The organism is Martelella lutilitoris (assembly GCF_005924265.1).
GTDB lineage: Bacteria > Pseudomonadota > Alphaproteobacteria > Rhizobiales > Rhizobiaceae > Martelella > Martelella lutilitoris.
Genome location: NZ_VCLB01000003.1, coordinates 404,513 through 426,358, shown reverse-complemented (window position 1 = coordinate 426,358; position 21,846 = coordinate 404,513). Strand labels below are relative to the sequence as shown.

Here is a 21,846-nt window from a genome sequence, read left to right as displayed (position 1 = left end):
GCGTCGGTCCCGGGATTGGTCCGGATCAGCCGACCCCGCCGAGGCAGAGATATTTGATTTCCAGATAGTCATCGATTCCGTATTTGGAACCCTCGCGGCCGAGCCCGGATTGCTTGATGCCGCCGAAGGGAGCGACCTCGGTGGAGATCAGCCCGGTATTGGCGCCGACCATGCCGGTTTCAAGCGCTTCTGCCACGCGGAAGACGCGGGCAAGGTCGCGGGCGAAGAAATAGCCGGCGAGACCGAACTCGCTGTCATTGGCCATCGCGATCACCTCGTCCTCGTCTTCAAAGCGAATGAGCGGTGCCACCGGGCCGAAGGTTTCCTCATGCGCGACCTTCATCTGCTGCGTAACGCCGGTCATGACGGTGGGCTCGAAGAAGGTTGCGCCGAGGTTCGAGCGGTTGCCGCCGGCAATCACCGTCGCGCCATGGCTCAGCGCATCGGCGATATGATCCTCGACCTTGGCTAGCGCCTGCGCGCTGATCAACGGACCGACGCTGACGCCGTCTTCAAAACCGTCGCCGACCTTCAGGGCAAGCACCTTCGCCTTCAGCTTTTCGGCGAAGGCATCATAGACGCCGGACTGGACATAGATGCGGTTGGCGCAGACGCAGGTCTGGCCGTTATTGCGGTATTTGGCGATCATCGCGCCTTCGACGGCGGCATCAAGATCGGCATCGTCGAAGACGATGAACGGGGCGTTGCCGCCAAGCTCCAGCGACATCTTCTTGATCGTGTAGGCGCATTGCCGCATCAGGATGCGGCCGACGCGGGTGGAGCCGGTGAAGGTGATTTTGGCGACCTTCTCGTTGGCACAAAGTTCCTCGCCGGCCGCCGCGGCATCCGCGCAGGGGATGACATTGAAGACACCGGCGGGAATGCCGGCGCGCTCGGCAAGCTTGGCCATGGCAAGCGCCGAGAGCGGCGTAAGTTCGGCGGGCCGGGCAACGAAGGTGCAGCCGGCGGCAAGGGCGGGGGCGACCTTGCGGGCGATCATGGCATTGGGAAAGTTCCACGGCGTGATCGCGCCGACCACGCCGACCGGCTGTTTCATCACGATGATGCGCTTGTCGCGCTGGTGACCCGGTATGGTGTCGCCATAGACGCGCTTTGCCTCTTCGGCAAACCATTCGATGAAGCTTGCGCCATAGAGGATTTCGCCGCGCGCCTCCGGCCAGGGCTTGCCCATCTCGGCCGTCAGGATGGTCGCCAGATCATCGGCGTTCTCGACCATCAGGTCATACCATTTGCGCAGGAGGGCGGCGCGCTCCTTGCCGGTCAGCGCCGCCCAGGCGGGCTTTGCGGCATGGGCGGCATCGATCGCGGCGCGGATATCGTCGACGGAAAGATCGGTGACCGAGGCGATCTTATCACCCGAGGCCGGATTGGTGACATCGAAGGTTCTGTCGCCTTCGATCCACGCGCCGTTGACAAAGGCGCGGTGTTCCAGAAGGGACGGATCTTTCAAATTGAGGGTCGCGCTCACGCCTGCTTCTCCTTCACGGCGGCAATCGATGCCTCAAGAATGTCGACGCCTTCGGCCAGCACCTCTTCCTCAATCGTCAGCGGGGCGAGGAAGCGGATGACATTGCCGTAGACGCCGCAGGTGAGCAGGATCAGCCCGCGCTTCTGCGCTTCCAGCCGGACGGCATTGGTCATGTCCGGGTTCGGTGCGCCGTCTTCCGTCATGAATTCGGCAGCGACCATGAAGCCCGGGCCGCGGATTTCGGCAATCTCGGGCGTGGTCGCGCGGATCGCTTCCAGCCGCTGCTTCAGATAGGAGCCAAGCCGGTTGGCGCGGTTCAGGAGGTCTTCCTCCGCGATCACATCGAGCACGGCGTTGGCGGCGGCAATCGACAGCGGGTTGCCGCCATAGGTGCCGCCAAGCCCGCCGGGGCCGGCCGCGTCCATCATCGTCGCCCGTCCGGTGACGGCGGCAAGCGGCAGGCCGCCGCCAATGCCCTTGGCGATCGTCGTCAGGTCGGCGGCGACATCATAGGCTTCCATAGCGAAGAGATGCCCGGTGCGGCCGATACCGGTCTGCACCTCGTCGGCGATCATGACGATGCCATGCTCGTCGCAGAGGGCGCGAATGGCGCGCATCAGTTCGGCCGGCGCCGGATAGAAGCCACCTTCGCCCTGCACCGGCTCGATGATGATGGCGGCGACGCGGGTCGGGTCGAGGTCGGTCTTGAACAGGGATTTCAGCGCCTTGAGGCTGTCTTCGGCCGAGGTGTCATGCAGTTCGGCCGGATAGGGGATGTGGAAGACATCCGGCATCATCGGCCCGAAGCCGGTCTTGTAGGGCGCGACCTTGCCGGTCAGCGACAGCGTCATGAAGGTGCGGCCGTGAAATCCGCCATTGAAGGCGATGACGGCCGAGCGGCCGGTGGCCGCGCGCGCGACCTTGACCGCATTCTCGACGGCCTCTGCGCCGGTGGTGACGAAGACCGTCTTCTTGTCGAAGTCGCCGGGCACGGCGGCATTCAGCCGCTCGGCGAGCCGGATATAATGCTCATAGGGCAGCACCTGGTGGCAGGTATGGGTGAAGCGCTTGAGCTGGTCTTCCACCGCAGCCATCACCTTCGGATGGCAATGGCCGGTATTGACCACGGCGATGCCGGCGGCAAAGTCGATATAGCGCCGGCCCTCGACGTCGAAAACCTCCGCGTTCTTGGCCCGGTCGACATAGATCTGCGTCTGCATGCCGACGCCGCGCGAAATAGCCGCGTCCCGCCGCGTGGCGATGTCCGAATTCAACATAAGCTGCTCCTGTTGTTCCGGCGGTTCCTGTCGCCGCCCTTGTGGAAAGAAGCGTAGGCGGCTTTCGATCGGCAAAAAAGTCTGTTTCTTGATGGAGAGAAGATATTGATTTATTTGACATCGTATAGAAAGTGATGAGGATTTAAAGCATGATCAGCGCTTCGCCTGACGATATCGAGCTCGGACGGACGTTGAGAGCCGTGCGCGAGCGGGCAAAACTGTCGCAGCGGGCGCTGGCGAAAAAGGCGAATGTGTCGAGTTCGACGATCTCGCTGATCGAATCCGGCAGGCTCAACCCTTCCGTCGGCTCGCTGAAGCGAATCCTCGAGGGGATTCCGATCGGCCTGTCGGACTTTTTCGCCTTCACGCCGGAGGCCGAGAAGACGGTGTTTTACGCCGCCGAGGAACTGACGGAGATCGGCAAGGCGCGGCTCTCGCTCAAGCAGGTGGGTAATTCCGTCGGCCGCGCGATGATGATCCTGAAGGAAACCTACCGGCCCGGCGCGGATACCGGTCGGGTGATGTACCGCCACGAGGGCGAAGAAGGCGGGATCGTGATTTCCGGCCGGGTCGAGATCACCGTGGGCGACCAGCGCAAGATCCTGGGGCCGGGCGACGCCTATTATTTCGACAGCCGTGAGCCCCACCGCTTCCGCCAGGTGGGGCCGGAAGACTGTGTCATCGTTTCCGCCAGCACGCCGCCGACCTTCTAGCGAGAGGCCTTCATCAGTTCGGAATGTGGAAGGCCTGGCGGAAATAGGCGCGGAAGGCGGCCATGGCCGGTGAGAACTCGGCATTCCTGCGCCAGGCAAGGCCGACATCCATGGAGGGAATCGGATCGCGCAGGTTGATCGTTTCGATGCGGCGGCCTTCGAGCGACCAGGGGCGGTGCACCATGTCGGAGAGGATCGCCACGCCCTGCCCATTGGCGACCAGCGAGCGCACGGCCTCGATGGACGAGGTGCGCAGTGTGATCTTCGGCTGGAATGCCGTCCTGCTCCAGTATTTCAGCGAGCTGTGAGAAGCCTCGTCGACGGTCAGCATGATGTAATTTTCTTCCGATGTCTCCATCAGTCCGACCGATTCTGCGCTCAAGAGCGGGTGACGGGCGGGAACCCAAAGCCGTCGTTCTGAGCTGAGAAGCTTTTCCGTCGTCAGCTCGGTGTTCAGGATGTTCGAGGTCAGCAGCACCGCGATATCGTAGCGATTGGTGAGAAGGCCCTCCTCGATCGATTCGCGATTGAGCTCGAAGAGCTTGATTTCCAGGCCCGGAAAGCGCCGCCGCAGCCGCTCGATATGAAGCGGCAGGAAGTAGCCGATGACGGTGTAGGTTGTGGCAACGGTCAGCGTGCCCGTCAGCGCTTCCGTGTAGCTGGTCAGCTGCGTCGCTTCCTCCACTTTCTGCAGGATCTCGTAGGCATGGGAGAGAAACTGCCGTCCGGCGTCGGTCAGGCTCATGCCATGGGCGGTGCGGTCGAAGAGTGTGGCGCCGACCGTCTGTTCCAGCTCCTTGATCGCCGTGGTGATGGCTGACTGCGAGATCGAAAGATGCACGGCGGATTGCGAGACCTGGCCCAGCTCGGCCGTGGCGACGAAATAGCGGAGCTGTCTGAGATTGAGTGACACGGGCCTGTTTCCCTTCTGATTTTCAGAATATGGTTCTTCAGTTTTTTGAATGGTTATCCCTGGCTTTTCTGCCTGATCGCGTCGTCCCGTCCAGAATCTCCAGTTTTATCGATTTAGCAGGCGAAATGACGATGACATGCCGGAAGAAGATCATTCGTTTTTTCCGATAATACAAAACAAGAAATAGAATTTTTCAAAGACATTTTTCCGTCATAGCTTGTTTTTGACGAATTGATAGGCATTTGAGGCCGGCGCACAAAATCGGGGCATGATCGTCCACGTCAAGCCGACCTTCGAAAATCAGGGAGTGCGGTTTTGCAGCGCGAGGTTGTCGATATCAATTGTGACATGGGCGAGTCCTACGGTCGCTGGCAGATCGGGGATACCGACGACGCGCAGCTGATGGCGTTCATCACATCCGCCAATATTGCCACGGGCTTCCACGCGAGTGATCCAAACCTGATGGACCAGACCGTGCGTTTGGCGGTCGAACACGGCATCGGCGTCGGCGCGCATCCAGGCTATAACGATCTTCAGGGTTTCGGCCGCCGCAAGATTGACGGCACGGCCAAGGAACTGGTCAACGACATCATCTATCAGGTCGGCGCATTACGCGAATTCACCCGCCGCCATGGCGGCATGCTCCAGCATGTGAAGCCGCATGGCGCGCTCTACATGGAGATGGCGGTGAATGCCGAGCTTTCGCATCTGTTCGTCGACTACATGCGCACTGCCGCCCCCAATGTCAGCATTTTCTGCATGAGCGGTTCGGTGACCGAGGCGATCGCCGTTGAGGCGGGCCTGCCGGTCGTACGCGAATTTTTCGCCGACCGGGAATATGGCGAGGATGGCCAGATCGTTTTCACCCGCTCCGTCGGTCTTCTCGACCCGGAAACGCTTGCCGCGCGCGCGGTGCGCGCCTGCACGCAGGGCAAGGTCAAGGCGGTGACGGGCCGCGATGTCGACATTCCCTTCGAATCTATTTGTTTTCATTCCGATACGCCCGGCGCGCTCGCCATCGCAAAGGCGCTGCGCGAGGCGCTGATCGCGGCCGGCATCCGCATTTCCCCCGTCTCAGAAATCATAAATGAAAAAATCCGGAGAACAGCATGAGCAAGCTCGAAATCAAGTCGCCTTTGCCGGGCACTTTTTACCGCAAGCCGTCTCCCGACGCAGCGCCCTTCAAGGAAGACGGCGCGGCTGTCGCGGAAAAGGAAACGATCGGGCTGATCGAGGTCATGAAGTCGTTTCACGAAATCCCGGCGGGCGTTGCCGGCGCCAGCATCACCTTCCTCGTCGATGACGCAGAACCCGTCATGGCCGGTCAGGTGCTCGCCGAGGTCGAGGCATGACCATTCGCTCGATCCTCATCGCCAATCGCGGGGAAATTGCCGTGCGCATCATTCGCGCGGCAAAGGCTCTCGGCATCAAGACGGTGCAGGTTCATTCCGCCGCCGATGCCGACATGCTGGCGGTGAAGCTTGCCGATGAAGCCGTGGATATCGGACCGCCCGCTGCAGCGAAGTCCTATCTGAATATCGACACGATTATCGAAGCGGCAAAGTCTGCGGGCGTCGATGCCATTCATCCGGGCTATGGCTTCCTTTCGGAAAATGCCGCATTCGCCCGCGCCGTCGCCGACGCCGGCATGATCTTCATCGGCCCGTCCGCCGATGCCATCAGCCTTCTGGGCGACAAGGTTGCCGCGCGCAGCGTTGCCGCCAAGGCCGGCGTTCCGACAGTGCCGGGCTCCGACGGGCGCATCGACGATATCGCTTGCGCGCGCGCGATCATCGAGGAGACCGGATTTCCGGCGATGATCAAGGCGGCTGCCGGCGGCGGCGGGCGCGGTATTCGTATCGTCGACACGATGGAGGATTTCGAGCGCCAGTTCCCGCTGGCCGCGGCGGAAGCGAAAGCGGCCTTTGGCGATGGCGGCCTTTACATCGAAAAGGTCATCACCAGGGCCCGGCATGTCGAGGTGCAGATCCTCGGCGACGGCGAAAACGCCGTCCATTGCTTCGAGCGCGAATGCTCGCTGCAGCGCCGCCGCCAAAAGGTCTGGGAGGAAGCGCCGTCCTGCCGCCTTCCGGACGATATCCGGACGGCGCTGTGTGAAAGCGCTGTCGCGCTGGCGAAATCGGTCGGCTACACAGGCGCCGGCACGGTCGAATATCTCTATGACGAGGATGCCGGCGCATTCTACTTCATCGAGGTCAACACCCGCATCCAGGTCGAGCATCCCGTCACGGAAATGGTCACCGGGATCGATCTCGTTCAGGAGATGATCAGGGTTGCCGGCGGCGAACGGCTTTCGGTCACGCAGGGCGACATCGTCCTTTCCGGCCACGCCATAGAGTGCCGCATCAACGCCGAAGACCCGGTAAAGGGCTTCATGCCCGGTCCCGGAACGGTGGCGAAGCTTGTGACGCCGGAAGGCGACGGCATCCGCTTCGACACCTTCCTCTATGAAGGTTACACGGTGCCGCCATTCTACGATTCGCTGCTCGGCAAGCTGATCGTGCATGCGGAAAGCCGCGAAGCCTGCCTGGAGAAGCTCGAGCGCGCGCTCGCCGGTCTCAAGATCGAGGGGCTTGCGACCACCATTCCGCTGCATCTTGCCCTTTGCCGGGACGAAGCCGTCGCTGCCGGCGCCTTCCACACCCGCTTTCTCGAGCCCTGGCTCGAAACGCACTTCACCCCTCAAACCCCGGCCAAAATCCATGAGGAGGCCTCGTCATGAAGCTGCGCTATTCCTTCGGAGGTGACGAACACCTCTTCGTCGAATGCAGCGAGGAAATGTCGCTGGAGGCGTTTTTCCATTCGCTGTCGATGACCAACAGGATTCGCGACGCGAAGATCACGGGCGTGACCGAAATTTGCCCGGCCAATGCGTCCTTCCAGATCAAGTTCGATCCGGACGTCATCCATCCCGATGACATGTTGAAGGAAGTTCAGGCGATCGCGCTTGCCGACCAGAAATCGGAACCGGTGATCAAGACGCGGATCATCGAAATCCCGGTCTATTACAATGACCCGTGGACGCACGAGACACTGATGCGCTTCCGTGACCGGCATCAGGATCCGGAGAGCACCGATCTTGAATATGCAGCCCGGATCAACGACTACAAATCCGTCGCCGATTTCATCGCCGCCCATTCCGGCGCGCCCTGGATCGTAACCATGGTCGGCTTCGTTTCCGGCCTGCCCTTCATGTACCAGATGGTCGAGCGGCAGCGTCAGATCGAGGTGCCGAAATACCTGCGCCCCCGCACCGACACGCCGAAGCTGACGGTTGGCTATGGCGGCTGCTTTTCCTGCATCTACTCCGTGCGCGGCGCCGGCGGCTACCAGATGTTCGGCATCACCCCGATGCCGATCTATGACCCGACCCAGACGACCAGCTACCTGAAGGACTTCATGGTGTTCTTCAAGCCGGGCGACATCGTCAAGTTCAAGCCGATCGACCGCGACACCTATGATGCGGAGGTCAAGGCCGTGGAAAACGGCACCTTCGCCCCGCCGACCCGCGAGGTCTCCTTCGATCTCAACGAATTCAACAAGGACATTGACGGCTACAATGCCAAGCTGGAGGGCATTCTCGATGACCATTAACGTTCTCCATCCGGGCCTTGCCACCACCGTTCAGGACCTCGGCCGTCCGGGCTATTATCATCTCGGCATTCCCGAGGGCGGCGCCATGGATCGCCTTGCCCTCATCGCTGCCAATCACCTCGTCGGCAATAACGAAGGGGCTGCGGGTCTTGAGGCGGTGTTCATGGGGCCCGATCTCGAATTCACCGAGGATGCGACCATCGCGGTCACCGGCGCGGAAATGCCGGTGCTGATCGACGAGGAAGACGTGCCGGGCTGGACGGCGATTGCCGTCAAGGCAGGCCAGAAGCTCTCCTTCGGCTTCCTGAAGACCGGCGCACGCATCTATATCGCCGTTGCCGGCGGCATTGACGTGCCGATGGCGCTCGGCAGCCGCTCGACCTATCCGATCGGCGCGCTCGGCGGCGTCGAGGGCCGCGCGATTGCTGCGGGCGACGAGCTTCCCGTCGGCACGCCGGCGCGCAAGGCGAAAATCGGCAAGACCATTCCCGAGGCGCTGCGTCGAAAGCCCGGAACGCCCGCCGAACTGCGTGTGCTGCCCGGACTCTACGATCACCGCATGACCGACGCCTCGCTGGAACACTTCTTCTTTGATGAATGGAAGGTGGCACCGGAGGCCGACCGCATGGGCTACCGCTTCCGCGGCGGTCACCCGATCGAATTCGTGCCGCGTGAACAACCTTTCGGCGCGGGGTCCGATCCGTCAAACATCGTCGATGCCTGCTACCCCTATGGCTCGGTGCAGGTGCCGGGCGGCTTGGAGCCGATCGTGCTCCATCGCGATGCCGTTTCCGGCGGCGGCTATTTCATGGTTGGCACGGTGATCTCGGCCGACATGGACCTGATCGGCCAGCTTCAGCCGCATTCGCCCACCCGTTTCGTCAAGGTGGACATGGACACCGCCCTGGCCGCCCGGAAGGACCGGGCCGCCCTGATCGAGAAGATCCGGGCGCTTTTTTGAGAAAGACCAACCGAACGCTGCTTTTGATAACCACGAAGGGGAACTTCAATGAAAGCACATTCAATCCTGAAAATCGCCATTTCGGCACTGGCCGTTTCCGCAGCATCGCCGGCGCTTGCCGAAACCTGGTACCCCTATGAGGCCGTGGAAATCACGCCGGCCTTTTCCGCCGACGGCACGGCATCCGACATCAGCTACGCGCCGCTGGAAAAGGCGGAAAAGGCCTATAATATCTGCGTTTCCTTCCCGCATATGAAGGACGCCTACTGGCTCGGCGTCGACTATGGCGTGGTCGAGGAGGCCAAGGACCTCGGCGTCAAGCTGAACGTGGTGGAAGCCGGCGGCTACACCGAGCTTGCCAAGCAGATCTCGCAAATCGAGGACTGCGTTGCCGGCGGCGCGGATGCCGTCGTCATCGGCGCCATTTCCTATGACGGGCTGAACAGCCTCGTCTCGGAAGTGGCTTCCAAGGGCATTCCCGTCATCGATCTGGTCAACGGCATGTCGTCCACCGATATCACTGCCAAATCGCTCGTCTCCTTCTACACGATGGGCTATGAGACCGGCAAATACCTTGCCGAAAAGCACCCCGCAGGCGGCGAGCCGGCCATCGTCGGCTGGTTCCCGGGTCCGGCCGGCGCCGGCTGGGTGGAAACCGCCAATGACGGCTTCATGAAGGCGGTCGAAGGCTCGGCGCTCAGCGTGCTGGAACCGAAATATGGCGACACCGGCAAGGAAGCGCAGCTGAAGCTGGTGGAAGACGTGCTCCAGGCCGAGCCCGACCTTGCCTATATCGCCGGCACGGCCGTCACGGCCGAAGCCGCCCAGGGGCTTATCCGTGAGCGTGGCCTGAAGGACAAGGTCGGGCTTCTCGCCTTCTACATGACGCCGGGCGTCTATGAGGGCATCAAGCGCGGCTTCATCGAGGCGGCCCCGGCGGACTCCATGGTGATCCAGGGCCGTATCGCCGTCGATCAGGCGGTGCGCGCGCTCGAAGGCAAGGAGCTGATCAAGCATGTTGGGCCGAAGATCTTCGTGGTCGACGGCGACAATATCGACAGTGTGCCGCAGACCGACATCCTGCCGCCGAACGGCTTCCGCCCGGTTTTCTCGGTGAATTGATCTCCAGACGAGTGAAGCAGTCCGCATCGCATCCAGCGGTGCGGAACCTTTGGAGGGATCGGTTCATGGCCGAAAAAGCCATTCCGCTCGTGCGTATGAGCGGCATCTCGAAACAATTTCCGGGCGTCAAGGCGCTGGACAATGTCGATTTTTCTCTCAACGCGGGCGAGGTCCACGTGCTGTTCGGCGAAAACGGCGCCGGCAAATCGACGCTGATTTCCATTCTCGCGGGCGTTTACAAACCGAGCGAAGGCGAAGTGCTGATTAACGGCCATGCGGTGCATTTTGCCTCCGCGTGGGACGCGCGGGCTGCCGGCATCGGTGCGGTCTTTCAGGAATTTTCGCTGGTGCCGACGCGCTCGGTCGCTGAAAACATCTTTCTCGGCGATGAGCCGCTGACCGGCATGCTGATCGACCACGCCGCCATGCGCGATCGTGCCCAGGACATCTTCAATGAAATGGGGTTTTCCCTCGATGTTCGCCGTCAGGTCCTGAGCCTGTCGCGCGCCGAACAGCAGATGGTGGAAATCGCCAAGGCGATCCATGCCCGCGCCAAGATCCTGATCCTCGACGAACCGACCGCCTCGCTGACCGAGCGCGAGACGAAGGAACTGTTCCGACTGGTGCGCAATGCCAAGGCGAGCGGAACCGGGATCATTTATATCTCCCACCGCATCCAGGAATTCACCCAGATCGCCGACCGGATCACCGTTTTGCGGGACGGCAAGCTTGTCGGAACCGTCGGCGCGCATGATCTCGACCATAACGCTCTTGTCGAGATGATGACGGGTCGGGCGATCAGCGAGATCTATCCGGCGATTGCCGCAAATCCCGAGCCCGAGGCGGTTCTTTCGATCCGCGGCCTGAAGGCCGCAGGCGTAGACGGCGTCGATATCGATGTCCGTCGCGGCGAAGTCCTGGGCGTCGCCGGTCTGGTCGGCTGCGGCAAGTCGCGTGCCTTTCGCGCCGCGATCGGCCTTGCGGGTATTGCTGCCGGAAGCGTCACCTACAAGGGCCGCGACGTGACCGGCCAGCCTTTGGCAAAACTCCTGAGGGACGGCATCTTCTACCTGCCCTCCGACCGCAAGGAAGAAGGGCTGATGCTGGGCGCGACGGCCGGCGATAATGTCGCGCTCGCCACGCTCGACCACAGGGAGACGCGCGGCCTCTTCGGCCTCAGACGACCGAAGGCGGTCAACCGGCTGACGGGTGAAATCGGCGCCCGCGTGGATCTTTCCGACGCCTATCTGGCGCGCACGGCTTCCAAACTTTCCGGCGGCAACCAGCAGAAAATCCTGTTTGGCAAGGGGCTCGCCGCAGACCGCGACGTCTACATTTTCGACGAGCCGACGGTGGGCGTCGATGTCGGCACGCGGGCGGCGCTCTACCGCTTGATCAAACAAATCTGCGAGGCCGGCAAGGCGGTTGTGGTGATTTCCTCCGACCTGCCGGAAGCCATGAACCTTGCGCATCGCATGCTGGTGTTCAGTCAGGGCCGGGTCTCGGCATCTCTTTCAGGAGATGAAATCGCGGAACAGACAATTCTGAAAGCATTTTTCCACGAAGAAAGGCAGACGGCATGACCAACGAAGCGGAAGCCGTAAAGACGACGCGGCCGGGCGCCGGCTTTTCCCTCAGGCAGTTTTTCAGCGATATCTTCCTGAAGCTCGGCGTACTGCCCTTTTTTCTGGTCGCGGCGCTGATCATTTTCGCGCTGGCATCAAGACAGTTCCTGACCGTCGATAATATCGTCAATGTGGCGCGCCAGTCGGTCTATCTCGTGCTTGTCTCGCTCGGCCAGATGATCGTTCTGGTCACCGGCGGCTTCGATCTTTCGGTCGGGACCGCGATCGCGCTCACCTCGGTCACATCGGCAACGGCGATGGTTTATTTTGCCAGCGTGTTTCCCGAGGCGGCCTTTCTGGTGGTCACGCTTGGTATCCTGACCGGCTTTCTGGCGGCCCTTGCCATCGGTGCGCTGAACGGGCTGGGCGTTGCCAAATTCGGCGTCTCGCCCTTCATCATGACGCTTGGCGTGCAGTCCATGGGGGCGGGCGTGGCGCTGTTCATCACCGGCGGCGTGCCGATCGGCGGCCTGCCCTATGCCTTTGGCGATTTCTTCGGCTTCGGGCGGATTGCCGGGGTTCCGGTTCCGGTGGTCGTTGCTGTGCTTGCCATCATCGTCATCTGGACACTGATGAACCGCACCCGCACCGGCGCGCGCATCTATGCCGTCGGCGGCAATGTCAAGGCGGCCAAACTCTCCGGCATCAACACCGCCCGCACGCTTTTCACCGCCTATATGCTCTGCGCGCTTCTCGCCTCGCTGTCCGGCGTGCTGCTGACGGCGCGCGTGGAAAGCGGCGAGACCAATCTCGGCGGCACGATCGCGCTGGAGTCGATTGCCGCCTGCGTCATCGCCGGCGTTTCGCTGCGCGGCGGCATCGGCCGGGTGGAAAGCGTGGTGCTTGGCGCCTTCTTCATCGTGCTGGTGCAGAACGGCATGAACCTGATGCAGATCGGGTCCTACATGCAGATGATCCTGCTTGGCGGCCTTCTGGTTCTGGCCGTGGTCATCGACCAGTTCCGCTACCGCATGTTGATCGGAGACAGGTAGGCGGTGCTCGCCGGCAGCGGATGACGGCCTCAGCCCAGACTATCCGCCGGCATGCCTCCGCAGATTGCACTTTTGCACCGTCGGTCTGCGGTGGGGCCGGGAAACATGGGTTGACGGATCTCAGGCCTTGTCATCCGTCCTTGTGGCGGCCGGGCTTTTCGAAGACCGGATCGTTGCGTAAACAATCGAGATCAGCAATGTGAGGTCGATCAGGAGGATGATCGCCGAGATCGGTCGCTCGACGAAGATCATCAGCCCGTCGCGCGAGATCAACAGCGAACGCCGGAGATTGGCTTCCATGACCCCGCCGAGGATCATGCCGATAATCATTGGCGCCAGCGGGTAGGATGCCCGGCGCAGGACATAACCGATGATGCCGAAGACCAGCATGACCCAAAGGTCGAAGACGGAGTTCTGCAGGCTGTAGGTGCCGAGCGTCGACAGGAGCAGAACCGCCGGAAGCAGCCAGGCCTTGGGGAATTTCAGCACCGAGCCGAAGAACGGTGCCAGCAGCGTGCCGAGGATGAGCAGGAAGACATTGCCCATCAGATAGGCGATGAAGACGCCGCCGGCGACGTCGGGGTGATCGCGGAAGAGGTCGGGACCGGGGAAGAAACCAAGCAGGATCAGTGCGCCCATCAGGACGGCGGTCGAGGCGTCTCCCGGAATGCCGAGCGAGAGCGTCGGTATCAGCGCGCCGCCGCAACAGCCGTTGTTCGCCGCCTCGGTTGCCACTACGCCGCCTTCCGCGCCCTCGCCATAGCCTTCTTCCGGCTTCGACAGTTTCTTGGCGGCGGCATAGGAGATGAAGGCGCTGACATCGCCGCCTGCGCCCGGAATGGCGCCAAAGAACGTGCCGATCAGCGCCGAGCGCAGGAGGTTGAACCTGTGCCGCGCGAGAAGGCGCAGCGCCGAAAACGAGACGGCGAGCCGCTGCACCACGGGTTTGTTCGTAAAGCCACCCGCCTCGATCTGGAAGAACAGTTCGGAAAGGGCGAACAGGCCGACGACGACGGCAACAAGGTTGGGGCCGCTGGAAAGGCGGATATCATCGAAGGTAAACCGGTAGGCATTGGTGAACTCGTCGGTCCCGATCATCGACAGGAACAGGCCAAACCCGCCGACGAGCAGGCCCTTCAGCGCCGAACCTTCCGAGATCAGCGCAATCGTCAGCACGCCGAGCACGGCCATGGCGAAATATTCCGGCGGGGCGAAGCGCAGCGCAAATTTAGCCAGCAACGGCGAGAAGAAGACCAGAACCAGGCCGCCGATCAGGCCGCCGATCGCGGAGGCGCTGACGGCAAGGCCGACGGCATCCTGGGTGCGGCCCTTCTGCGCCAGTGGATACCCGTCAAACAGCGTGGCCGCGGCAAGTGGTGTACCTGGGATCCTGAGCAGGATCGCCGAGATCGAGCCGCCGGCCGAGCCGCCGATATAGATCGCGATCAGCATGCCCATGGCCGGAATGGCCGGCATGTGGAAGGCGACCGGCAATAGCAGGACGATACCCATTAGCGGCCCGAGGCCGGGCAGGACGCCGATGAACAGGCCGCCGACAACGCCGAGACAGGTCAGCAGCACGGCCTCGAAATTGAAGAAGAGCGGCAGGCCCTCGCGCAGGAGTTCAAACATGTCGGGACCGCTAGCTGAAAAGAGTGATGTTGAAGATGCCGACCGGCAGGACGACGTTCAGAAGGCCCTCGAACACGAAGGAGGCGACAAGCCATATGCCGATGGCGCCGATGATGGCCGGGAGGGGCCCGATGCCGAAGGCGAGCAGGAAGACAAGCATCAGCGCCGGTGTGAGGATGTGGAAGCCAAGATAGGGCAATGCCAGAAGATAGGCGACGAACACTGCCGACAGGATCAGCGCCAGTCGCGTGCCATCGCTTGCCTTGAAGGGCGAAACCGTCTGCACCTTGCCGGTCAGAAGACGCAGCGCGTGGATGGCGACGACGACGGACAGCAGAAGGGCGATCACCCTGGGATAAAAGGCCGCGTTCTCCAGCGGTCCGCCGGCGGCCGCGCCCTGGCGCTTGAGCGACGTCGCCGATTGCCAGAAGATCGCCGCCGGAGCCGCCGCCACGATGGCAAGCGCAATCCAGTCAAAGGCAAAAGCTCGAAACCGTGTCATGTCTTCCTCCCTGCAGGCACGGCGGCCGCTCCCACGACCGCCGTGCCTTTGATCCTCGCCGAGCCGAGCGGGCTACTTGCTCAGCTGTTCCTTTTCCCAGCCAATCGCGTCGATGCCCGACTGCAGTTCTTCGGCAACCGGACCGACGACCTCTTCATACTGGTCGGGGCCATAGCCAAGGGGAACATAACCCATGTTCAAGAGCTTCTCCTGAACATCGTCACGGGCAAGGGCTGCGCCCATGGCGTCCCGCAGCTTCGCCGTCACGTCATCCGGGGTTTCGCTGCGCACCAGCCACCAGTTCCAGCCCATTGGCGACAGGCCGGTCATGCCAAGCTCGATGTCGAAATCCTGAACGCGCGGCGCGCCGTCATAGGTGGCGGACGCCCCTTCGAGCTCGGAAAGCACGGCAAGCGGACGCACGACATCCTTGTTGGCGGCATAGACGCCGGGATTGATGACGATGAAATCGAGAATGCCGCCGCGCAGATCCTTCACCGCATTGTCGATTTCCGGATAGGGAACCACCTGCGCAACGGCATCCGACGTCTGCATGGCTTTGGCGGCAACCATGTGTGGCAAGCCGCCGGTCACGCCGGGCGAGTAGCGAAGGTCGCCGGGATTGTCCTGGGCATATTTGAGCAGCGCCGGGAAATCGGCGAAGCGGTCGTCATCCTCGCGCACGACGATGGCGAAGCTGTTGGATGTCCCCGACCACAGAGGCTTGAAATCCTTGTAGGTCCAGTCGGCATTGCCCATCATCGGCTGCAGCACCAGCGGCGCGACATAGCCGTCGAAAATCGTGTAGCCATCGGCGGGCTTCTCCAGGGCCGTCTGGAAGGCCTTGGTGCCGACGGCGCCGGGCGTCGAGACGACGGAGATGTTGACGCCGAGTTCACTGCCCATGGCGTCGGCGATCACCTGGCTGGCTGCCATGGTCGCGCCCGGGCCCCAGGGATAGATGTTTTCGATATTGCGCTCGGGAAATTCCGCCTGCGCCGTTCCGGCGAGCATCATTGCCGCCGTCATGATACCAAGGATCTTTTTCATGGATTCCTCCCTCTTCCTCAATCGGTTTCAAGTTCATACCAGCGATAGACTTCCGCCGGCGTATCGTGGACCGTAAGTTCTTCGACCATCAGCCCGTAAAGCCGTTCTGCAATAGCCGGTTCGTCGACAGGCGCCTTTTGTTGCGGGTCGGCCGCCAGATCGTAAAGCCGTGTTCCCAGGTCATCGAAGCCCTTGCCGTCGTTATACGGCACGCGTTTCGCGTCCCGGCGGGCGTCGATGGCAAGAACCGGTACGCCCTTGGTGAAATCGAAGCCCGGATGAAGCCGGGCGCTGCGCAATTCCTCCACCGTGAACGGCGCAGTCATGTGCGCGGGCGCCAGCGTATATTCGAAAAGCCCCTCGCGGGTGAGGTCCGGCGGATAGTGGTAAAGAACATGGTTTCCGTCTGTCACGCCGATCGGACCGGAAAACACGCCGAACACGGCCGCATCGCGGATCGGCTCATTGCCGGCAAGAACGGGCATGATGCTCTTGCCCGTCACTTCCGTCGGCAGGTCCAGGTCATGGAGATCAAGAAGCGTCGGCATCAGATCGGTCGTCTGGGTCAGGTGCGCGCGCCGCGCGCCGGCAAGTTCCTTATGGTCTGGGTGATAGACCATCAGCGGAATATGCGAGACCTCTTCATAATAGGGCATGCGACATTTGCCCCACCAGTCATGCTCGGCGAGCAGAAAGCCGTGATCGGTGGTCAGCACCACGCATGTGTCGTCCCACATGTCGTGCGCGTCCATATAATCCATCAGCCTGCCGAAATAGTCGTCGCACATGGCGACAAGCGCTGCATAATTCGCCCGGATCTCGGCGATTTCCTCGGGGCTCTCGGTCGCGCGGTCATAATGCGGCCAGTCGAGAATGCCGCCATTATACCCGGTCTCGTAGGCCGCCTTGAAGCGATCCGGCGCATGGAAGGGCTCGTGCGGGTCGAAGCATTCGAGCATCAGGAACCAGTTTTCGGCGTCACGGTTCCGGTCCAGGAAGTCAAAGGCCGAGGCGAAACACTTCGGTCCCGGAAAATCGGCTTCGTCGACAATCGTCGCGCGGTTTACCGTGTGTTGAAGGCGCTTGTCCGGATGGTCCGTGTCGTAGTGGCGCGGGTCGAACTGTTCCCGGATACGATCGAGCGGCGGCTCGACCATGGCGACCCATGGGTCATACTCCTGCCCGCGAATGAAATCATAGCTGGAAAAGCGCGTATGAAACCCATGGCCGCCATCCTCGAAGTAATGGAGATGATCGGAAATCAGGTGTGTGTAGACCCCGTTCCGTTTCATGATCTCGGCAAAGGAATTATCGAAAGGCTCAAGCGGACCCCATGAACGGTGGGTGAAGTTCAGCCGACCGGTATGCATATCCCTGCGGGCCGGCATGCACGGCATCGAGCCGACATAATGACGGTCGAACGTAACCGCGCGTTCGGCGAAGCGGTCGAAATTCGGGGTCTCAACGGACTTGCTGCCGAAAGCCCCGAGCGCATTGCGGTTGAGGCTGTCGAAAAGGACAAAAATGGTCTTCATGAAGTCTCCTCCGGCAGCGACAATCGCGAAATAAGTTGATAAATGATAATGAAAACTTGTTGGTTCCCGATAACTGAAAGCTATCAGTCATGCGTTTGCTCGTGTCGCGCCACCTGGAGAATTTTCTGGCGCTTTATGAAGCCGGCAATATGCGCGCGGCGGCGCAGAGAAAAGGCGTCAGCCAACCTGCGCTGACAAAGAGCCTGCAACTGATCGAAAACGAACTTGACGTGGAACTGTTCGAGCGGACCCACAAGGGCCTCGTGGCGACGGAAACCGGCCATATCCTTTATCGCCACGCCTGCGCGATCGAACAGGAGGCGCGTTTTGCGGCGCTCGAGATCAGCCACATGCGCGAGGCGATGGGCGGCAGGATCAAGATCGGCGTTGGACAGGTGCTGGCGGTGAGCATTTTCCCCGCCCTTCTGGCCGATTTTCACCGACGTTTTCCCAATGTCGAGGCTTCCGTCGAAGCGGGGATTTCCAACGGACTCCTGCAAAGTCTGATGCGCGACAATCTCGACTTCGTTATTGCCGCCCTGCCGGAAGCCTCACTTCCCGACAAGTTCGTCACCCTGCCGTTGCTGTCGACCGACATGGTCATCATCTGCAGCACGGAGCATCCACTTTGCCGTGAAAAGGAGATCACGGCGGAGGCACTGACTGCCTTTCGCCGCGTCGGCTTTCTTGAAGACAGGGAGTTTGAAAGCCGGGCCCGTCAGTGTTTCGGCAACCGTTCGGAGGCGTTGCGCCCGATCCTACAGACAACCTCCTTGAACATCATGTTCGGCCTGTTGACCACGACGGACTATTACGCCATCGTCAGCGACATGATCGTGCCCAAGGCAGAACGCGAGGGCCTTGCGGCGCGGAATATGGAAGGCGGGCTGTGGACGCTTGATGTCGAGCTGATATGCAAGGCCTCGCTGGTTTCCTCAAAGCCGATCTCGGCTTTCAAGGAGGCGTTTTCCGCCCGGACCGGAAAAGCCGGATAGCAGATTGGACCGTGCGGATATCCGGGCAGAGGCCGCGCCGTGTCTGTAAACCTCCCGAGCCGGGCGCAACCCGGCTTCATGAAAGCGATATGGTTCCGGCGTTTGCCCTTTTTCACGGGCGCTCCGTGATGATGATGGAGGGACCGTTGCGGGCGTTTGCCGATGGCGACCAGGAGATGGCCGCAAGGCACAATTCCGGCCGCATGGAGCTGCTGGAGGCGATGACGCGGCAGGCCATCGATCGGCGGCAGCGGCGGGGCGGCGGGATCCGCCTCCGGTCTTGTCAGCGTCGGCGGCAATGCGGCCGGCAGCAACATTTCGAACGGCGGTGCCGTGGGGATTTCCAGCACCGGCAGTATTTCCACCAGAACGGGACTCGTCCATCGGCATTCTGGCGCAGACCGTCGGCGGTGGCGGGCTCGGCAACAGCAATGCCTATTCTCAGGGCGTCGATGTCAGCGTCTATCCGAAGCCCAATGTCGATCTCGATGCGGTCTACACCTATCAGGACGGTTATGCCGAGACCGGCACCTATGGCCTCTCGGTCGCCAGTCACGGCAAATGGAGTTTCGCCGCATCGCCGAATATCGAGATCGGCGGCCGTCACAATTTCGAAAGCGGCGAAACGCTGCGGCTCTATGGCCGTCTCGGAATGACCGTGATGTCGAGCGATGACTGGAAGACGTCTGCCGCGTTCATCAATTCACCGGCGCCGGGCAATGGCTTCGCAACCTCGCTCGACTACGCCAACACCTTCGCCTTGGTCGCGGCGGGAAGCATGTTTGAAAGCGACCTGCTTCCCCGGCCGCGCTCAATATCCTTGTGCACGATCTTGAAACCGGAAAGCTCCGTCAAAAAAACGCGTCGATTAGATTCCAAGCCTTGCGTAATCATCGTGACCTGATGCCCTGCCGTTGATGCTGGCGCTGTTGGTGAAGCCAACCAAAGCCTGCCATCTGTCGGCAAACCAGGGCGTGGTCGAGTTATCCGCAGATTTGTTGAACTGCCGGCTGGGGCCGCCTGTGTAGGTCGGCGACCCGCCTCGCGAACGTTAGAGTGTTTCCGCCTTTCCTAGAAATGCTGAGACACTCTATCTGTTTGTTTTTTGCGCATTTCCACGGGAGGGCAGATGTCTCAATCGGGGCGCGAAACGCGCCAGGAGCAGGACTCGTCCACTGTCCCCGGCACCGATCATGCTCGGCTATTCGTCCTTGTAATAGTCATTGCCGTAATTGGCGGCATAGCCGTAGCCGTAGCCGTAACTATAGCCATAGCGCTTGAAGCCCTTGGGGTCGATCTGGTTGAGGACAAGACCGCCGATCACGTCAGGCGAGAACAGGCCCAACGCCTCCTCGACCTGCTGGTGATGGGTCGAATCCCACTTCACGACGAACAGAACGGCATCGACGAACTGGCTGACAACCCGTGCATCAGGCACGATCAGAACGGGAGGCGTGTCGATGATGACAATGTCATAGGCCTCTCGCGCCTCTGCCAGAAGCCTCTGCATGCTGCCGGATGACAGGATATCCGCCGCATTGGCCTCCGTCTTTTCGCCGAACAGAATATCGATCCCGTAGTCCGTAAGATGCGAGACCGCTTCCTGGAGGGTCGTGTCGGTGGTCAGCGCCGAAATCAGGCCGGTGCCGGTGGTGTTCTTTCCGAAATACTGTTCCAGCGAACGGCGGCGCAGGTCGCCCTCGATGAGAAGGACCCTCTTGCCCATGCCGACGAAATTCATCGCCAGGGAGGCCGCGACGGTGGTCTTGCCTTCGCCCGGGATCGAAGACGTTGTCATGATAAGTTTCGGCGGGTGGTCGATATTGGCAAGCAGGACCGAGGTTCTCAGGTTGCGAATGGCTTCGGTAACGGGAGATGTCGGATTTTCCAGAACGTAGCTGAGCACACCTTGCCTGTTGCGGCTGGCGATCAGCGGAACCTGGCCTGTCACGCGGAAGCCTGAAAATTGTTCCAGTTCCTGGGACGAGCGGAAGGTCCGTTTGCGCAGTTCAAGCAGAAGGACGATGCCGCTTCCAAGGACCAGACCCAAAAACGTGCTCATCAGTACGATCAGCTTCTTGTTCGGCTGGGACGGCTCCAGCGGCACGACGGCATAGGACAGGATCCTGCTATCGGATTGCTGGATGCCTTGCTGTGCCGAAGTTTCCTTCAGCCGGGCGAGAAAATATTCATAAAGGGTGCGGTTGGCTTCCGCCTCGCGCGTCAGCTGTTCCAGCTCGACGAATGCCTCGCTTTCGGTCTGGATCCTTTCCTCGAGCACGTTCTCAGATGTGCGAAGCGTGTTGAGTTGCGAATCCGCTTCCGAAACCGCGCGGTTGGCGCGCTCGACCAGCGAATTGAATTGTGCGTCAAAGCGGCGTGCCGCGTCGGGGTCTGTCTCTGCCCGAGCTGCGAGGCTGCTCAGAAGGCTGTTGTCGGCAATTGCCGCCTTCTCGGCATAGGTCTCGGCCGACGACACTTGTGCGAGGAACTGGCTTGCATCTTCGGCATCACGCTCGGTCGACTCGATACGGTCACGCAGGGATCGTAATTGACGCTCAAGACCGGACAGGACGTCAGGCGAGATCATCGGCGTGTTCGTCTTGAACTCCTTGACGGCGTTTTCCGATTTCTGGAGGCTCAGCCTCAACTCGCTCACCTGGTCGCTCAACCAGTCGATCGCCTGCATGGTCGCATCACGTTTGACGTCAATCTGGCTCTGAACGTATTGTTCAGCCACGACATCGGCGAGCCGGGCCGACTTTTCCGGCTCTTCGGTGCGGGCCGTTATCCTGAACGCCGTGGTGTTGGGCACGACCAGAACCGAATAGCTTTCCAGAACATGATCGATCACCTGGTCTCTCAGAAGGCTTTGGGAGAGGATCTCCTCATCGGCCCCGAGGTTGTTCCCGACCGGCAGGAATGATGTGAGCGCATCCTTTATCCGGTCCGCCAGGTCCGGCTCCTGCAGCGTCGTGTTGAATTCCGGGTCGGACATGAGATCGAGCTCATCGACCACCTTGCCGACAAGAATGCGGGACCGCATGACTTCGATCTCGGTCTGAACGACCGTTTCGTCATTCGTCAGCTGGCTCAGGACACTGGGCAGATCAACGATCTGCTCCGACTGGCTGTTCAGCATCACGACGGAGTTGGCGCTGTAGATCGGCGTCGTCAGCATAATCGCGTAATAAACGCCGAAGCCCGCAAAAATGGCGGTAAAAAAGGCGATGATGAACTTGCCGCGCCAAAAGACCTGAAAGAGTTTTCCGAGGTCAATTTCGTCGTCGTCATGAGGGTTTTGAATTTGATTCATATCAGCCCGTTGTTTTTTCAAGGCGCTCTGGAGGCAGATTGATGAGGTAAAGCTTAGGAGATAAAAAGGATTTCTCTGCAAAAAACGTATCTAAACGCTGGTGATCCTA

The 21,846-nt window shown here is 61.1% G+C and carries 18 protein-coding genes and 2 pseudogenes; 12 read left to right on the top strand and 8 right to left on the bottom strand.

The features are described from left to right. Positions 1–25 precede the first annotated feature (25 nt). Positions 26–1,489: an NAD-dependent succinate-semialdehyde dehydrogenase gene (locus FF124_RS06985; RefSeq protein WP_138747760.1), complete on the bottom strand. Its 1,464-nt coding sequence runs from the start codon at positions 1,487–1,489 to the stop codon at positions 26–28. Beyond that, positions 1,486–2,766, bottom strand: coding sequence for a 4-aminobutyrate--2-oxoglutarate transaminase (locus tag FF124_RS06980; RefSeq protein ID WP_138747759.1), 1,281 nt, complete (start codon positions 2,764–2,766; stop codon positions 1,486–1,488). The genes FF124_RS06985 and FF124_RS06980 overlap by 4 nt, the downstream gene beginning before the upstream one ends. A 149-nt stretch (positions 2,767–2,915) precedes the next feature. Between FF124_RS06980 and FF124_RS06975 the strand changes: the two genes are divergently transcribed. Continuing rightward, positions 2,916–3,479 (top strand): cupin domain-containing protein, encoded by a 564-nt coding sequence (locus tag FF124_RS06975; RefSeq protein WP_138747758.1) that lies wholly within the window; start codon positions 2,916–2,918, stop codon positions 3,477–3,479. A gap of 13 nt (positions 3,480–3,492) precedes the next feature. On the opposite strand, the gene FF124_RS06970 is transcribed toward FF124_RS06975, so the two are convergent. Continuing rightward, the gene (locus FF124_RS06970) at positions 3,493–4,392 is read right to left on the bottom strand and encodes a LysR family transcriptional regulator (protein WP_138747757.1); all 900 of its coding nucleotides are present in this window, start codon (positions 4,390–4,392) and stop codon (positions 3,493–3,495) included. Positions 4,393–4,740: 348 nt separating this feature from the next. Between FF124_RS06970 and FF124_RS06965 the strand changes: the two genes are divergently transcribed. The 8 genes from FF124_RS06965 (at position 4,741) to FF124_RS06930 (ending at position 12,707) form a co-directional block, all read left to right on the top strand. After that, the gene (locus FF124_RS06965; protein ID WP_246072274.1) at positions 4,741–5,505 is read left to right on the top strand and encodes a 5-oxoprolinase subunit PxpA; all 765 of its coding nucleotides are present in this window, start codon (positions 4,741–4,743) and stop codon (positions 5,503–5,505) included. Beyond that, on the top strand, positions 5,502–5,744 hold the full coding sequence (locus tag FF124_RS06960; protein ID WP_138747755.1) for an acetyl-CoA carboxylase: 243 nt from the start codon (positions 5,502–5,504) through the stop codon (positions 5,742–5,744). The genes FF124_RS06965 and FF124_RS06960 overlap by 4 nt, the downstream gene beginning before the upstream one ends. Then, a complete protein-coding gene (locus tag FF124_RS06955) occupies positions 5,741–7,135 on the top strand; it encodes an acetyl-CoA carboxylase biotin carboxylase subunit (protein WP_138747754.1) in 1,395 nt (464 codons plus the stop codon). The genes FF124_RS06960 and FF124_RS06955 overlap by 4 nt, the downstream gene beginning before the upstream one ends. Next, positions 7,132–8,007, top strand: coding sequence for a 5-oxoprolinase subunit B family protein (locus tag FF124_RS06950; protein WP_138747753.1), 876 nt, complete (start codon positions 7,132–7,134; stop codon positions 8,005–8,007). The genes FF124_RS06955 and FF124_RS06950 overlap by 4 nt, the downstream gene beginning before the upstream one ends. Then, positions 7,997–8,968: a 5-oxoprolinase subunit C family protein gene (locus FF124_RS06945; protein ID WP_138747752.1), complete on the top strand. Its 972-nt coding sequence runs from the start codon at positions 7,997–7,999 to the stop codon at positions 8,966–8,968. The genes FF124_RS06950 and FF124_RS06945 overlap by 11 nt, the downstream gene beginning before the upstream one ends. Before the next feature lie 48 nt (positions 8,969–9,016). Further along, positions 9,017–10,090: a TMAO reductase system periplasmic protein TorT gene (torT, locus tag FF124_RS06940; RefSeq protein WP_138747751.1), complete on the top strand. Its 1,074-nt coding sequence runs from the start codon at positions 9,017–9,019 to the stop codon at positions 10,088–10,090. Positions 10,091–10,155: 65 nt separating this feature from the next. Then, positions 10,156–11,673 (top strand): sugar ABC transporter ATP-binding protein, encoded by a 1,518-nt coding sequence (locus FF124_RS06935; RefSeq protein ID WP_138747750.1) that lies wholly within the window; start codon positions 10,156–10,158, stop codon positions 11,671–11,673. Next, positions 11,670–12,707: an ABC transporter permease gene (locus FF124_RS06930; protein ID WP_138747749.1), complete on the top strand. Its 1,038-nt coding sequence runs from the start codon at positions 11,670–11,672 to the stop codon at positions 12,705–12,707. Before FF124_RS06935 ends, FF124_RS06930 begins: the two co-directional genes overlap by 4 nt. A 120-nt stretch (positions 12,708–12,827) precedes the next feature. Here FF124_RS06930 and FF124_RS06925 read toward each other — a convergent pair whose 3' ends face one another. From FF124_RS06925 to FF124_RS06910, 4 genes are all read right to left on the bottom strand, one after another. After that, on the bottom strand, positions 12,828–14,339 hold the full coding sequence (locus FF124_RS06925) for a tripartite tricarboxylate transporter permease (protein ID WP_138747748.1): 1,512 nt from the start codon (positions 14,337–14,339) through the stop codon (positions 12,828–12,830). Positions 14,340–14,349: 10 nt separating this feature from the next. Next, complete coding sequence (locus FF124_RS06920; protein ID WP_138747747.1) at positions 14,350–14,841, bottom strand: tripartite tricarboxylate transporter TctB family protein; 492 nt, start codon at positions 14,839–14,841, stop codon at positions 14,350–14,352. 72 nt (positions 14,842–14,913) lie between these two features. Next, positions 14,914–15,891 (bottom strand): Bug family tripartite tricarboxylate transporter substrate binding protein, encoded by a 978-nt coding sequence (locus FF124_RS06915; protein ID WP_138747746.1) that lies wholly within the window; start codon positions 15,889–15,891, stop codon positions 14,914–14,916. Between the two features lie 17 nt (positions 15,892–15,908). Next, complete coding sequence (locus FF124_RS06910; protein WP_138747745.1) at positions 15,909–17,426, bottom strand: sulfatase; 1,518 nt, start codon at positions 17,424–17,426, stop codon at positions 15,909–15,911. Between the two features lie 89 nt (positions 17,427–17,515). Here FF124_RS06910 and FF124_RS06905 point away from each other — a divergent pair, with 89 nt between their 5' ends. From FF124_RS06905 to FF124_RS21005, 3 genes and pseudogenes are all read left to right on the top strand, one after another. Next, entirely contained in the window at positions 17,516–18,421 is a 906-nt protein-coding gene (locus tag FF124_RS06905) for a LysR family transcriptional regulator (RefSeq protein ID WP_138747744.1), read from the top strand. Between the two features lie 328 nt (positions 18,422–18,749). Further along, positions 18,750–19,325 carry an autotransporter outer membrane beta-barrel domain-containing protein gene (locus FF124_RS06900; RefSeq protein WP_138747743.1) on the top strand — a complete coding sequence of 192 codons (576 nt, stop codon included), beginning with the start codon at positions 18,750–18,752 and terminating at the stop codon, positions 19,323–19,325. Positions 19,326–19,550: 225 nt separating this feature from the next. Then, positions 19,551–19,745, top strand: a pseudogene (locus tag FF124_RS21005) (hypothetical protein); the annotation flags it as partial. Here the strand turns inward: FF124_RS21005 and FF124_RS06890 are convergent. Further along, a pseudogene (locus FF124_RS06890) lies at positions 19,683–21,737 on the bottom strand (GumC family protein); the annotation flags it as partial. The pseudogenes FF124_RS21005 and FF124_RS06890 overlap by 63 nt on opposite strands. Positions 21,738–21,846 lie beyond the last annotated feature (109 nt).